We start from the raw sequence: 13,745 nt of genomic DNA on the forward strand, positions 1-13,745 counted from the left end.
ACCAGTTTACTTAACGAAGGTGACCTCTTCCTCGGTCACCACCCCGTCGGCGATGCGATAAGAACGGAACTCCACGTCCACCTCGTCCCTGGTCGAGACGAGCACGTAGTGCGCGTTCGGCTCGGAGGCGTAGGAGATGTCGGTGCGCGAGGGGTATGCCTCGGTGGCCGTGTGCGAGTGGTAGATGACCACCGGCTCCTCGTCCCTGTCGTCCATCTCCCGCCAGACCCGGAGCTGCTCCATCGAGTCGAACCGGTAGAACGTCGGCGAGCGCTCCGCGTTCTCCATCTGGATGAAGCGCTCCGGACGGTCGGAGCCGACCGGCCCGGCGATCACGCCGCACGCCTCGTCCGGGTGGTCGGCCCGCGCGTGCGCGACGATCCTGTCCGCGAGTTCCTGCGAGATCCTCAGCATGCGAGGAAGCTACCAAAGTGCTCGCACGAGTGTGTCCTGCAGGTAGGTCAGCCAGTCATATGTCACGAACGCAGGGTAACGGGGGTCGTCCTCCGGCATCCCGGCCAGCTCGTCGTGCACGTCCTCGGTGATCTCCAGCCGGGTGCCGAGCGTCAGCCGTACGTCGTTGAGGGCGCGCATCCAGGCGCGGCCCTGCTCGGCGGTCAGGGCGATCGTGCCGACCACGGCCGTCTCGCGCACCACCTGCGCGTCGGCGCGCTTGCCGTCGCGCAGCCCGGCCTCGGTGAACCGGCGGAACTCCGCCGCCTGCTCGTCGTCGGCGTAGGCCGAGGGGAAGAGCCTGGCCAGCGCGGGGTCCTCGGGCGCCTCGGAGGAACCGACGCTGAGCGCCCGCTCCAGCGGGTCCTCGCTCGTGCCGCCCGGCTCGACCAGCCCGAGGATCATGTCGGCCAGTGAGCGCAGGATCGACACCTCCGCGGCGTCGAACTCGGCCGTGACGCCGGTCGCGCTCGGGTGGAACCCGGTGCTCATGAGGCGGAGTCCTGCTGGACGGTGGCCCACAGCCCGTAGGAGTGCAGGATCTGCACGTCGCGCTCCATCTCCTCGCGGGTGCCGCTGGACACCACCGCCTTGCCCTTGTGGTGCACGTCGAGCATGAGCTTCTCCGCCTTGTCCCGTGGGTAGCCGAAGACCGTCTGGAAGACGTAGGTCACGTAGGACATGAGGTTGACCGGGTCGTTCCACACGATGGTGATCCAGGGGAGGTCTGGCCTGACGTCCGACGCGGGACGCTCGACCTCGACGGGAGCGGTGCTGGGCACCTATCCAGTGTGCCCTACGCCGGCCGTAGTCTTCGACACGTGACAACGACCACGAGCAGCGCTTTGCTGACCGACCACTACGAGCTGACGATGTTGCAGGCCGCCCTGCGCAGCGGGGCCGCCGGGCGACGGGCCGTCTTCGAGGTCTTCGCCAGGCATCTTCCCGGCGGCCGCCGGTACGGCGTCGTCGCCGGGGTGGGCCGCTTCCTCGACGCGCTGGAGTCGTTCAGGTTCGGCGCGGAGGAGCTCGCCTTCCTGCGCGACCAGCAGGTGGTGGACGAGGCGACCGTCGACTTCCTGGCGGGCTACCGCTTCTCGGGCGACATCCACGGCTACCGCGAGGGCGACTGCTACTTCCCCGGCTCTCCGATCATGGTCGTGGAGGGCACCTTCGCCGAGGCCGTGCTGCTGGAGACGCTCACCCTGTCCGTGCTGAACCACGACTGCGCGATGGCCTCGGCGGCGTCCAGGATGACGCACGCGGCGCAGTCGCGCCCGATCATCGAGATGGGGGCGCGGCGCACGCACGAGATGGCCGCCGTCGCCGCCGCCCGCTCCGCCTACATCGGCGGCTTCGCCGCCACCTCCAACCTCATGGCCCGCCACCTGTACGGCGTGCCGACCACCGGCACCAGCGCGCACGCCTTCACCCTGCTGCACGACTCCGAGCCCGAGGCGTTCGCCGCCCAGCTCGCCTCCCTCGGCGCGGGCACCACGCTGCTCGTGGACACCTACGACGTGCCCGCCGCGGTGCGCTCCGCCGTCGAGCTGGCCGGGCCGGAGCTGGGCGCGGTGCGCATCGACTCCGGCGACCTCGCGCTCGCCGCCTGCGAGGTGCGCGAACAGCTCGACGCCCTCGGCGCGGCGAAGACCCGCATCCTGGTCACCAGCGACCTGGACGAGTACGCCATCGCCGCGCTCGCCGCCGCCCCCGTGGACGGCTACGGCGTGGGCACCTCCCTCGTCACCGGGTCCGGCGTGCCCACGGCCGCGCTCGTCTACAAGCTCGTGGCCAGGGAGGACGCCGACGGCGTGCTCCAGCCGGTGGCCAAGCGCTCGGTGGGCAAGCCGAGCCGCGGCGGGCGCAAGACCGCCTTCCGCAGGATCGGCCCCGACGGGCTCGCCGTCGCCGAGTTGGTCGTCCCCGACGGCCCGGACGCGGCCAGGCAGGCCGCCGGGCTGAACGCGAACAACGGCTCCGACGGCGCCCCGCCTGGGAACGGCGAGGCGATGCGGCACCGTCCGCTGCTCACCCGCCTGGTCCGCGGCGGCGAGGTCGTCGGCAGGGAGCCCCTGGAGGCGGCGCGGCGGCGGCACCGGGAGGCCGTCGCCGAGCTGCCGGTGGAGGCGCACCAGCTTTCCCGGGGCTATGCCGCGATCCCGTCGGTCTTCGGCTCGTAAGATCGGGGCATGACCAGCGCGCTGATCGTCGTGGACGTCCAGAACGACTTCTGCGAGGGCGGCAGCCTCGCGGTGACCGGCGGGGCCGACGTGGCCGCCAGAATCTCGCGGCACATCGCCACGCACCCCTACGCGCACGTGGTGGCCAGCCGGGACTACCACATCGACCCCGGCGCCCACTTCTCCGCCGAGCCCGACTTCCGCAGGTCCTGGCCCGCCCACTGTGTGGCGGGCACGCCCGGCGCCGAGTTCCACCCCGCCTTCGACACCGGCAAGGTCGAGGAGGTCTTCAGCAAGGGCGCGCACGCCGCGGCCTACAGCGGCTTCGAGGGCGTCTCCGCCGACGGCACGACCATGGCCGACTGGCTCTCGGCGCGCGGCGTCCGCACGGTCGACGTGGTCGGCATCGCCACCGACCACTGCGTCCGCGCCACCGCCCTCGACGCGGTGGAGAACGCCTTCGCCGTCCGCGTCCTGCTCGACCTCACCGCCGGCGTCGCGAGGCTCACCACCGACGCCGCCCTGGACGAGCTCGACACCGCCGGCGTCCAGCTGACCGGCACCCCCACGGTCGCCCCCTGAACCACGCGTGCGACCCGGCGCCGACGGCGGCGCCGGGCCGGGCGGAAGGGACGTGGCGGGTCAGCGGCGCTGCGTGGCCCACTTGCGGATCTGGGCGATGCGGTCGCGGACCTGGTCGGCGGACGCCTGGGCGATCGGCGGGCCGCCGCACACCCGGCGCAGCTCGGCGTGGATCACGCCGTGCGGCTGGCCGGTGCGGTGGTTCCATGCGCCGACCAGGCCGTTGAGCTCCTTGCGCAGCGCGTTCATCTCCTCGTGCGGGGCGAGCGCGGGGGCGGGTTTGTCGTCGGGCTGCTTGCGCTTGGCGGCCTGCTGGTCGGCCTGCCGCTTGCGGAGCAGCGTCGCCACCTGGTCGGGCTCCAGCAGGCCGGGCAGCCCGATGAAGTCCTCCTCCTCGGGGGAGCCGGGGGCGGCGGCGGTGCCGAACTCGCCGCCGTCGAACAGCACCCTGTCGAAGGTCGCCGACGCCTCCACCGTCTGGAACGGCAGCTCCTCCCCCAGGGCGTCGGGGCTGTCCTTGCGCTGCCTGGCCTCCTCCAGGAGGGAGTCGTCGAGGCCGTCGTCGTCGCGCCTGCGGCCGAGGACGTGGTCGCGCTCGGTCTCCATCTCGTTGGCCAGCCCGAGCAGGGTCGGCACGGACGGCACGAACACCGACGCCATCTCGCCGCGCCGGCGGGCTCGCACGAAACGGCCGACCGCCTGGGCGAAGAAGAGCGGCGTGGAGACCGAGGTCGCGTAGACCCCCACGCACAGGCGCGGAATGTCCACCCCCTCCGACACCATCCGCACGGCCACCAGCCAGCGGTCCTCCGACTGGCTGAACCCCTTGATCTTCTTTGACGCGTCGGGATCGTCGGAGAGCACGACGGTCGCGCCCTCGCCGGTGATGGACCGGATGTGCCGGGCGTAGGCGCGCGCCGTCTCGTGGTCGGTGGCGATCACCAGGCCGCCCGCGTCCGGCACGCCGCGGCGCACCTCGGTGAGCCTGCGGTCGGCGGCGTGCAGCACCTGGCGGATCCAGTCGCCCTTGGGGTCGAGCGCCGCCCGCCACGCCTGGGAGAGCTGGTCCTTGGTCAGCGGCGTGCCGAGGGTCGCGGCGATCTCGTCGCCCGCCCTGGTGCGCCACTTCATCTCGCCGGAGTAGGCGAGGAAGATGACCGGCCGGACGACGCCGTCGGCCAGCGCCGGACCGTAGCCGTAGGAGTAGTCGGAGACGCTGCGCAGGCTGCCGTCGCCGTCCTCGACGTAGGACACGAACGGGATCGGGTTGTCGTCGGAGCGGAACGGCGTGCCGGTGAGCCCCAGTCGCCGGGCCGCGGGCTCGAACGCCTCCCGCACGCCGTCGCCCCAGGACTTGGCGTCGCCGGCGTGGTGGACCTCGTCGAAGATGACCAGCGTCTTGCGCGCCTCGGTGCGCGCCCTGTGCAGCGCCGGGTGCATCGACACCTGGGCGTAGGTCACCGCCACACCCGTGTAGTCGCGGGACGTGGTGCCCTGGCTGTTCTTGAACTCCGGGTCGATGGCGATGCCGACCCGGCCCGCGGCGTCGGCCCACTGCCGCTTGAGGTGCTCGGTCGGTGTGACGATGGTCACGGCGCGCACGACGCCGCGCGCGAGCAGCTCGCTGGCGATGCGCAGCGCGTAGGTGGTCTTGCCGGCTCCGGGGGTGGCCACCGTGAGGAAGTCACGGGGCTCCTGCCGGAAGTAGAGGTCGAAGGCTTCCTGCTGCCAGGCCCGCAGCTTAGGCGCGGTCCCCCAGGCGGCGCGGTCGGGATAGGAGGGCGACAGGTGCGATGCGGCAAAGGTGCTCACGCACTCCTCCTCGCGGCATCGGTGTGGCTGCTGTTACTGCTGGTTCGCTCCCTCACAATCACACCAGGGTAATCGCCGCCACCGACAGGACGTGCCGTCGAACGCGAAAGCTCGCCAAGCCGGTCCGTTCGTGCTAAGCCGCGGATCACCTGCTCACGCCCCGCACGATGGCGTCGATGTCGGCGCGCGCCCGCTGGTCGTCGGGCTGGGCGAGGCCGAGCAGCACGACGGTCCTCGGCCCCCGGTCGAGCACGACGACCCGCAGATAGGCCGGGCGGTTCACCACGTCGTCGTAGCCGGCCAGCACCGAGCGGCTGTGACCGGGATAACCCGCGACGCTGACCGGCCCGTCGTGCACGACGTCCACCGTGTCGCCGTGCAGCAGCAGCCCCGCGTAGAGCTCGGCGAGCTCCAGGGTGATCTCGCGCAGCGGCCGGGCGCCCTGGTCGGGGCCCGTCCTGGCCATGAGCATGGCCTGCCCGCCGTCCGCGATGCCGACCGCGGTGGCGTCGCCGTTCGTGACCACCGAGCTGAACGCGGTGACCGGCGCCAGGCCGCCCGGCCGCCAGCCGAGCGGCAGCGGGTAGCGGATCCCGGCGAGGCCGTCCACCACCTTCTCCGACGGCGCCCGCGGCGCGGTGAGGCTCATGACGAACGCGACGGCCGCCGCGATGACGGCCACGCCCGTCGCGCCCGCCAGCGAGACGACCAGGGCCGTCCGCAGGCGGCGCGGGATGCGCGGCCGGGCGGGCGCGGCCGGCGTGCCGTACACCCGGGCCGAGGGCGGCAGGGCCTCCTCCGGTTCCGGAGTCGGCGGCCACACCCGCCGCGCGTACGGCTTCCGCCCGCGTGGTCGTTGGTCCACAGCGCCCTCCCTCGCAGCCGCGGCCCCCCTGTCCTACCACGCCCGCCCCCGGCGCTCACGGAATTCGTGATCAATGTTGCCGGTGGGACAGATGAGGCGTCATCAGGTCACACCGCGGGGGCGGTGACCCGGGTCGAGGCCAGCACGGCGAAGACCGCGATCAGCGCCATCGACATGCAGATCACCAGGAATCCGGTGCCGAGGTCGTCGTGCCCGATGATGTTGATCAGGGCGCCGCCGATCCCGATCGTGAGCGAGGAGCCGAGGGTCTCGGAGACCTGGAGGGCGGCCGAGTTGGCGCCCTGCTCCTGCGGCGGCGACTGGCTGAGCATGGTGACGTTGACGCTGGTGATCCCGGCGCCCATGCCGAGGCCGGCGATCACCCAGGCGGGCACGGCGATCCAGGGGGTGACCGCGGGCAGCGCGGACAGCGACGCGAGCAGGACGCCGAGGGTGACCGCGGCGGCGCCGTAGCGGATCAGCCGCACCCGGTCGCCCTGCCAGCGGCTCTGCAGGTAGGAGCCCGCCGACCAGCCGAGTGCCCCGGTGGTGAGGGCGAGGCCCGCGCCCTCCAGGGACATGCCGCGGACCTCGTGCAGCACCAGCGGGATGTAGGAGTTCACGCCGAAGAAGGCGCCGCAGAGCAGGCCGCGCATGGCCACCGTGGTGGGCAGCCCGCGCCGCAGCCGGAGCGCGCCGGACGGCAGCAGCCGGGGCAGCCCGGCGGACAGGGCGGCCAGCCCGCAGGCGAGGGCGACGAGGCCGAGCGTGAGGGCGACGTGCAGCCGGTCCACGCCGTAGAGGAGCACCCCCGCGCCGCCCGCGGTGGCCGCGGCGGCGAGCGTCATCAGGACCGGCCGGCTGCGCGGGCCGGTGGCCGGCGGGGGCGCGTCCCTGTCCTTCCCCGGCCGTGCGCGCAGCGCGGGCAGCAGCATGACGAACGCGGGCACCACCAGCGGCACGATCCCGTAGAACACCCACCGCCAGCCCACCGAGGCCGCGACGGCTCCGGCGACGGCCGGGCCGATCAGCGACGGCACCACCCAGGCCGCCGAGATCAGCGCGAAGATCTTCGGCCGGGCCGCCGACTCGTAGACCCGGGCGATCATCACGTAGATCGCCACGATCACCGCGCCGCCGCCGGCCCCCTGGACGGCGCGCGCCGCGATGAACACCTCCTTGGTCTCCGCCGCGCCCGCGAGGCCGAGCCCGGCGACGAACACCACCATGCCGAGCAGGAACGGCAGCGCGTGCCCCCTGCGGTCCGACCACAGCCCGGCGACGACGTTGACGAACAGGCCCGCCATCAGGAAGGCCGAGAAGCTCCAGCCGTACAGGTCGATGGCGGCCAGGTCCAGGGAGACGGCCGGCATCACGACACCGGTGGACATGCCCTCGAAGGCGATCAGCGTGGTGACGAGGAGGATGCCGAGAGTCGAGGTGCGGTAGGCAGGACCGAGGATCCGGGGGGGTGCGTATGGAGCGTCAAGAGCCGTTGGTGCTGTCACCCGTCAAGCGTAGTGTTCGATTCGTCCCGCGATAAGCCGCCCAGGTGGCGTGCATCCTGGCCGCCTGGCCCCTGGTGAACGACGTCATGCACCGGTCGTGGGAGTAGTCCATGAAGTTGTGCACGTGGTCCTCCCCCGGCTCGGGACAGGTGTCCTTGCCGCTCGGGCAGCCGCCGGTGGGGGTGGCCTGGGCGGGCGTGTCCGCCACCCCGTCGCCGGGCTCGGCGCAGCCGTTCTCGAAGGTGTGCAGCAGCCCGAGCCAGTGGCCGATCTCGTGCACCGCCGTGAAGCCCTTGTCGAAGCCGGACAGCGACCCGCCGGGCATGCTGCGCCAGTCGACGACGACGCCGTCCTTGACCGGGCTGGCCGCGTACGCGAAGGGGTAGGTCGAGTAGCCGAGGACGACCTCGTTGAGCTGGGCGATGTAGAGGTTCAGCGTGCCCGCCCCGCCGCGGCGCAGCCGGGTCTTCATGGCCTTCTCGTAACCCAGCGGGTTGCCGAACCACGCCGCGTTGTTGGTCGTGGTGATCCCGTCGAGCCGGAACCGCACCCGGGTGTCCGCCCCGCCGAGCCTGCCGCTGTAGGCGGAGTTGAGGGCGGCGATCTGGTCGAGGACCTTCTGCCGGGGCAACTGCTGGGCGCCATTGTTGATCACGTGTACCCAGGTCGGGACGTTGACCGCGGCCCGCCGGGTCGCCGCGCCGCCGCGCAGCTCGCCGTGCTCGTCGAGGTAGGCCCCGAGGTCCGCCTCCATCCGCAGCACGTCCTGCCGGGTCGGCGCGTACGGCTCCAGGCCGCGCGCCAGGCGGTCGGCCGGTCGCGCGACGCGCGCGGCGGCCAGGCAGGCCGCGTCCACGACGGGCGTGCCGCCGGCGGCGGCGGGCGGCCGGTCCTGCGGCAGCGGGCGCGGCTCCGCGGTCTTCCTGTCAGCCCCGGGCAGGCCGGACAGGCCCACCGTGAACAGGCATGCGGCAATGACGGCGATCGGGCGCCGGGCCATGCACTCCCCCGAGTTGTCACATGTGCTGGTCGGACGCCGAGCGTGGCGCCCACCAGACCGTAACCCGGCCGGCCGCCGTCACCTGCGAACAACACACATCGGCGCGCCGTCGGGCGCGCCGAGTGGCCGGTCGCTCATTCGCCCTTGCCGGGCCCGCCCTTCGGCAGCCCCGCGTAGATCTCCTTGCATTCCGGGCAGACCGGGTATTTGCTCGGGTCGCGGCTGGGCACCCAGATCTTGCCGCAGATCGCGCGCACCGGGGTGCCGGTCACCAGGCTTTCGGTGATCTTGTGCTTGTCGGCGTAGTGGGCGAAGCGCTCGTGGTCGCCGTCGTTGGAGAGCTCCTGCCGGACGTCGCCCTCGGGAAGGATCTTCGTGCTCACGCTGACGAGTCTATGCCTCCGCGCCCGTGGCCTCCCCCACGAGACGCGCGAGCGGCCCGCGCCCTCGGCACGGGCCGCTCGGGGTGTACCTGGTCAGCCCATGTGGACGGGGGTGCCCTCGGTCTTGCGACCGGCCCGGACGAACGCCGCCAGGACCGCGGCCACCACGGCGACGACCGCGCTGACCTGGTAGCCGAGGTGCATGCCGTCCAGGAAGGACAGGTGCGCCGCCTGGGTGATCGCCTGGACGACCTGCTCCGGCATCCCGCCCGTGACCGGGGCGACGCCGTAGGAGACGGGGCCCGTCATCTGCGCCAGTTGCTCCGGGGTGGGGGCGGGCAGGCCCGCGCCGGTCATGTGGCCGGGGAGCACCTCTCCCACCTTGGCCACGACGATGGCGCCGAGCACGGCGGTGCCGAGCGAGCCGCCGACCTGCATCGCCGACTGCTGCACGCCGCCGGCGACCCCGCTGAGCTCCTCGGGCGCGTTGCCCACGATGATCTCGGTCGCGCCGACCATGACCGGTGACAGGCCGAAGGCGAGCAGCACGAACGGGATCGCGCTGTCGAGATAGGAGGCTTCCAGGCCCAGTCTGGACAGCAGGAACATCGACACGGCGGTGATCACCATGCCCGCCATGATGGTGATCTTCGGGCCGAGCCTGCCGATGGCGAAGCCGGCGAGCGGCGAGGCGACGATCATGCCGGCGCTCATCGGGAGCATCCGCATGCCCGACTCCAGCGGGCTGAGCCCGTGCACGTGCTGGAAGAAGAACGTCAGGAAGAACATCGCGCCGAACATGGAGAACGCCACCAGGACCATCAGCACCGTGCCGATCGACACCGAGGCGTTGCGGAACATGGCGAGCGGCAGCAGGGGCTCCCTCGCCCTGCCCTGCCACCAGATGAACACCGCCGTCAGCACGACGGTGGCCACCAGGAAGGCGATGGTGTTGGCGTCGCCCCAGCCGATCTCGGGAGCCTTGATGAGCGCCCACACCAGGGAGAACATCGCGGCGGACAGCAGGGCGACGCCCAGCCAGTCGACCCGGGACAGCGCGGTCGCCTTGCTCTCCTTGATCACGAAGTAGCCGACGGCGAGCGCGATCACGCCCACCGGGACGTTGATGAAGAACACCGACTGCCAGCTCACGTTCTCCACCAGCACGCCGCCCACGATCGGCCCGGCCGCGCTGGAGACGCCGATCGCGGCGCCCCAGATGCCGATCGCCATGTTCAGCCGCTCGGCGGGGAAGGCGGCACGCAGCAGCGCGAGCGCGGCCGGCTGGAGCAGCGCGCCGAACAGGCCCTGCAGCACCCGGAAGGCGATCAGCATGCCGATGCCCTGGGACAGGCCGATGGCCAGCGAGGAGAGCGCGAACCCGGCGATGCCGATCAGGAAGACCCGCTTGTGGCCGAACAGGTCGCCCAGCTTGCCCGCGGTGATCAGGAAGACCGCGAGCGCCAGCAGGTAGCCGCTGGTCACCCACTGGAGGTCGGGCAGGGACGCGTTGAGCTCGTCCCCGATGACCGGATTGGCGATCGAGACGACGGTGCCGTCGAGCATCACCATGATCACGCCCAGTGCCACGGCGAGCAGCGTCAGCCAGGGACTGCCCTGACCTCGGCCTCGTGGTGCGGCATGGGACGATGGCCTGCCGGCCACCGTCTCGGCTTGTGCCATGAACGAGCCCCCTTAAACCCCCGAGGCATGTGCCCCGTTTGCCCCTCTTCGAGGCTTTTGCTTGACTGTGGTCTGAAATCTAGTGTCACACTATGACAAATGACAACTTATTTTATGCACCATCATGTGACTTATGGCACACTGTGAACGAGTAGTTTCGAGGGGGTGTCGGCCATGAGTCGTACCGGCCTACGGGAGCGCAAGAAGCTCCGGATGCGCCAGGCGCTGATCGACGCGGCCCTGGATCTCTTCCTCGCCCAGGGCTACGAGCAGACGACCGTCGAGCAGATCGCCGACGCCGTGGAGATCTCCCCGCGCACGCTGTTCCGCTACTTCTCCGGCAAGGAGGACCTGGCGCTCAGCCACACCTCCGAGCTGGAGGAGGAGCTCACCGCGGCGCTGGCCGAGCGCCCGCCGCAGGAGCCGCCCTTCGCCGCGCTCGCCAACGCCTTCCGCGTGGCGCTGCGGCAGCTCGGCCAGTCCTCCCCCGAGAACGTCGAGCGCCACCTGAAGACGCGGCGGCTGATGGAGACGACGCCCGCCCTGATGGGCAGGGCGATCACCAGGATGGCGCGGATGGAGACGAGGCTCGCCGCGCTCGTCGCCGCGCGGCAGGGCGTCGACCCCGGCACGGACCAGCGGCCGCACATCGTCGTGGCCCTGGTCGTCTCGGCCGCGCGGATCGGCATGGAGTGCCCGTCCGACGAGGTCGGCGACATGGGCGAGCTCGTGGCACGGGTGGAGAGCGCCTTCGCCCTCATCGAGGACGCTCTGCGCCCCGGATGGGACGTCGCTCCGCCCCGGGCGGCCGGCGCCGTCAGTTGAGGTTGGGGTCGTCCGGGCAGGTCGCGACGAAGGCCAGCTCACCGCGCTGACGGCGCAGCACCGCCCGCCACAGCGACTCGGGATCGGCGTAGAACGTGTCGCCGGGCTCCGCGTCCACGACGTACCACGCGCCTTCTTCGATCTCGGCCTTGAGCTGACCCGGGGTCCAGCCGGCGTAACCGGCGAAGATCCGCATCTGCGCGATCTCGCCGGCGAGGATCTCGGGGGGCGCGTCCAGGTCGACCGTGCCCAGCCGGGAGACCGCCGGGATCGCGGCGGCGAGCCGCCGCCAGCCGAGCGGTTCCTCCCCGCTCGGCACCGCCGCCAGCGCCAGCGCGCTGTCGGTCTGCACGGGGCCGCCCTGGAACAGCACCGACGGTCCGGTGACCAGCGCGTCCCAGGTGGGGAGCACCTGGGTCACGGAGACGTCGCTCGGCCGGTTGAGGACCACACCGAGCGTGCCGCCGTCCCTGTCGTGCTCAAGGACCAGGACGACGCTACGCCGGAAGTTGGGATCTTCGAGCCGTGGCGTCGCCACCAGTAACCCTCCGACGTAGATCGCTTCCGCCATACATCCATGATGATGGGTGAACCGGCAATCTCGCGCCCCAGGAGGGCATACGCCGAAATGATGTTACTCACGGGCTCCCCGGGGGGACACCGGGCAGTGGAAGCCGATCGGCCGACCATCGGGAGGCGGCATGCTGGGCGGGCTGGCCACCGCGGGCGGTCTGATCCTGACGGGCGCCCTGCTGTGGTGGCTCGGCACGGTCTGGCCGCACCGGACCCCCGAGACGCCCGTCGTCACCCGCCGCCCGGAGCGGTGAGACCGGCTCCGGGCGGGCGCGTGTCCTGCGGTTACGCCTCCGTCATGCCCCTGGCCCGGCCGCCCGCCGACTCGCGGACCGCCGCGGCCACGGCGGTCGCCACGTCGGGGTGGAAGACGCTGGGCACGATGTAGTTCGGGCCGAGCTCCTCGGGCGTGACCACCGCGGCGAGGGCGCCGGCCGCGGCCAGCAGCATCTCCTGGGTGACCCCGCCGGCCTGCGCGTCGAGCAGGCCGCGGAAGACGCCGGGGAAGGCCAGCACGTTGTTGATCTGGTTCGGGAAGTCCGATCGGCCGGTCGCGACGACCGCGGCGTGCTCGCGGGCCTCGTCCGGCGACACCTCGGGCTCGGGGTTGGCCAGCGCGAAGACCACGGCGTCCTCGGCCATGGCGGCGACGTCGTCACCGGTGAGGATGCCGGGCGCCGAGACGCCGATGAACACGTCGGCGCCCTTGACCGCCCCGCGCAGGTCGCCCGCGTAGCCCTCGGCGTTGGTGTGGTCGGCGATCCAGCGCAGCGACTCGTCCAGGTCGTCGCGGCCCTTGTGGACCGCGCCCAGGTAGTCGCAGACCACGACGTGGCGGGCGCCGGCCGCGAGCAGCAGGCGCAGCACCGCCGTACCGGCCGCGCCGGCGCCGGCCATCGCGATGCGCACCTCGCCCAGCTCCTTGCGCACCACGCGCAGGGCGTTGGTCAGCGCGGCCAGCACCACGATCGCGGTGCCGTGCTGGTCGTCGTGGAAGACCGGGATGTCCAGCAGCTCGCGCAGCCGGCGCTCGACCTCGAAGCAGCGCGGGGCCGAGATGTCCTCCAGGTTGATGCCGCCGAAGCCGGGGGCGAGCACCTGGATCGTGCGCACCAGCTCGTCGACGTCCTGGGTGTCCAGGCAGATCGGCCAGGCGTCGATGCCGGCGAAGCGCTTGAACAGCGCGGCCTTGCCCTCCATGACCGGCAGCGCGGCGGCCGGGCCGATGTTGCCCAGGCCGAGCACGGCCGAGCCGTCGGTGACCACGGCGACGCTGTTGCGCTTGATGGTGAGGCGGCGCGCGTCCTCCGGGTTGCGCGCGATCGCCATCGACACCCGGGCCACGCCGGGCGTGTAGGCCATCGACAGCTCGTCGCGGTTGCGCAGCGGCACCTTGGACTTCGTCTCGATCTTGCCGCCGAGATGCATGAGGAAGGTGCGGTCGCTGACCTTGTGGATCACGACGCCCTCGATCGCCTCCAGGGCGTCGACGATGCCCTGGGCGTGATCGGTGTCGCGGGCGGCGCACGTCACGTCGATGCGGAGCTTCTCGTTGCCCGCGGTGGTGACGTCCAGCGCGGTGACAACGCCACCCGCGGACTCTACGGCATGGGTGAGCTGGCTGACGGCCTTACCGCCGGCCGGCACCTCCAGCCGCACAGTGATGGAGTAAGACACACTCGGCACGGTGGCCACGTCAACCCGCTCCCTTGCGCCTGACCTGGATTTGGTTCATCCATGGTGCCACGACTGGGTGACCGGTGTTCCCCGTCTCCCCCTCGCCTCGGTAATGGGATGCCCGGCTTGGTGGGTTTTAGAGGGGTTCCGCCCAGGTGACGGCGCCTGGGAAGCGCTGTGCGGAAAACGCACGCCGAACAC

Annotated in this window: 15 protein-coding genes; 4 read left to right on the plus strand and 11 right to left on the minus strand. The window is 72.0% G+C overall.

Annotated elements, in window-relative coordinates; all coding sequences use genetic code 11:
• Positions 1-6: 6 nt before the first annotated feature.
• Genes QSK26_RS00830 through clpS form a run of 3 tightly spaced genes read right to left on the minus strand, consistent with a single transcriptional unit; the run spans position 7 to position 1,235 of the window.
• Positions 7-414: a M67 family metallopeptidase gene (locus tag QSK26_RS00830; protein ID WP_285772961.1), complete on the minus strand. Its 408-nt coding sequence runs from the start codon at positions 412-414 to the stop codon at positions 7-9.
• Positions 415-423: 9 nt separating this feature from the next.
• Positions 424-945, minus strand: coding sequence for a DUF2017 domain-containing protein (locus QSK26_RS00835; protein WP_285772962.1), 522 nt, complete (start codon positions 943-945; stop codon positions 424-426).
• Positions 942-1,235, minus strand: a complete 294-nt coding sequence (clpS, locus tag QSK26_RS00840) for an ATP-dependent Clp protease adapter ClpS (RefSeq protein WP_285772963.1) — start codon at positions 1,233-1,235, stop codon at positions 942-944. The genes QSK26_RS00835 and clpS overlap by 4 nt, the downstream gene beginning before the upstream one ends.
• 39 nt (positions 1,236-1,274) lie before the next feature.
• Here clpS and QSK26_RS00845 point away from each other — a divergent pair, with 39 nt between their 5' ends.
• Both QSK26_RS00845 and QSK26_RS00850 read left to right on the plus strand, forming a co-directional pair.
• Positions 1,275-2,636: a nicotinate phosphoribosyltransferase gene (locus tag QSK26_RS00845; protein ID WP_285772964.1), complete on the plus strand. Its 1,362-nt coding sequence runs from the start codon at positions 1,275-1,277 to the stop codon at positions 2,634-2,636.
• Between the two features lie 9 nt (positions 2,637-2,645).
• Positions 2,646-3,218 (plus strand): nicotinamidase, encoded by a 573-nt coding sequence (locus tag QSK26_RS00850; protein ID WP_285772965.1) that lies wholly within the window; start codon positions 2,646-2,648, stop codon positions 3,216-3,218.
• A 60-nt stretch (positions 3,219-3,278) separates the two neighbouring features.
• Here the strand turns inward: QSK26_RS00850 and QSK26_RS00855 are convergent, their stop codons facing one another.
• From QSK26_RS00855 to QSK26_RS00880, 6 genes are all read right to left on the minus strand, one after another.
• Entirely contained in the window at positions 3,279-5,030 is a 1,752-nt protein-coding gene (locus QSK26_RS00855; protein ID WP_285772966.1) for a DEAD/DEAH box helicase, read from the minus strand.
• 145 nt (positions 5,031-5,175) lie between these two features.
• Positions 5,176-5,895: a hypothetical protein gene (locus tag QSK26_RS00860; protein ID WP_285772967.1), complete on the minus strand. Its 720-nt coding sequence runs from the start codon at positions 5,893-5,895 to the stop codon at positions 5,176-5,178.
• A 107-nt stretch (positions 5,896-6,002) separates the two neighbouring features.
• Positions 6,003-7,403 (minus strand): MFS transporter, encoded by a 1,401-nt coding sequence (locus QSK26_RS00865; RefSeq protein ID WP_285772968.1) that lies wholly within the window; start codon positions 7,401-7,403, stop codon positions 6,003-6,005.
• Positions 7,381-8,403, minus strand: coding sequence for a zinc metalloprotease (locus QSK26_RS00870; protein WP_285772969.1), 1,023 nt, complete (start codon positions 8,401-8,403; stop codon positions 7,381-7,383). Before QSK26_RS00870 ends, QSK26_RS00865 begins: the two co-directional genes overlap by 23 nt.
• A 134-nt stretch (positions 8,404-8,537) precedes the next feature.
• Positions 8,538-8,786: a DUF3039 domain-containing protein gene (locus QSK26_RS00875; RefSeq protein WP_285772970.1), complete on the minus strand. Its 249-nt coding sequence runs from the start codon at positions 8,784-8,786 to the stop codon at positions 8,538-8,540.
• A 93-nt stretch (positions 8,787-8,879) separates the two neighbouring features.
• On the minus strand, positions 8,880-10,469 hold the full coding sequence (locus tag QSK26_RS00880; protein ID WP_285772971.1) for a DHA2 family efflux MFS transporter permease subunit: 1,590 nt from the start codon (positions 10,467-10,469) through the stop codon (positions 8,880-8,882).
• A 174-nt stretch (positions 10,470-10,643) separates the two neighbouring features.
• Between QSK26_RS00880 and QSK26_RS00885 the strand changes: the two genes are divergently transcribed.
• Positions 10,644-11,294 (plus strand): TetR/AcrR family transcriptional regulator, encoded by a 651-nt coding sequence (locus tag QSK26_RS00885; protein ID WP_285772972.1) that lies wholly within the window; start codon positions 10,644-10,646, stop codon positions 11,292-11,294.
• On the opposite strand, the gene QSK26_RS00890 is transcribed toward QSK26_RS00885, so the two are convergent.
• On the minus strand, positions 11,287-11,865 hold the full coding sequence (locus QSK26_RS00890; RefSeq protein WP_285772973.1) for a YqgE/AlgH family protein: 579 nt from the start codon (positions 11,863-11,865) through the stop codon (positions 11,287-11,289). The two genes, QSK26_RS00885 and QSK26_RS00890, sit on opposite strands and share 8 nt — an antisense overlap.
• A gap of 130 nt (positions 11,866-11,995) precedes the next feature.
• On the opposite strand from QSK26_RS00890, the gene QSK26_RS00895 reads away from it, so the two are divergent.
• The gene (locus tag QSK26_RS00895) at positions 11,996-12,121 is read left to right on the plus strand and encodes a hypothetical protein (protein WP_285772974.1); all 126 of its coding nucleotides are present in this window, start codon (positions 11,996-11,998) and stop codon (positions 12,119-12,121) included.
• Positions 12,122-12,152: 31 nt separating this feature from the next.
• Here the strand turns inward: QSK26_RS00895 and QSK26_RS00900 are convergent, their stop codons facing one another.
• Entirely contained in the window at positions 12,153-13,562 is a 1,410-nt protein-coding gene (locus tag QSK26_RS00900) for an NAD-dependent malic enzyme (RefSeq protein ID WP_285772975.1), read from the minus strand.
• Positions 13,563-13,745 lie beyond the last annotated feature (183 nt).

It is taken from the genome of Microtetraspora sp. NBRC 13810, assembly GCF_030268685.1.
In the GTDB taxonomy this organism is placed as follows: Bacteria; Actinomycetota; Actinomycetes; order Streptosporangiales; family Streptosporangiaceae; genus BSRQ01.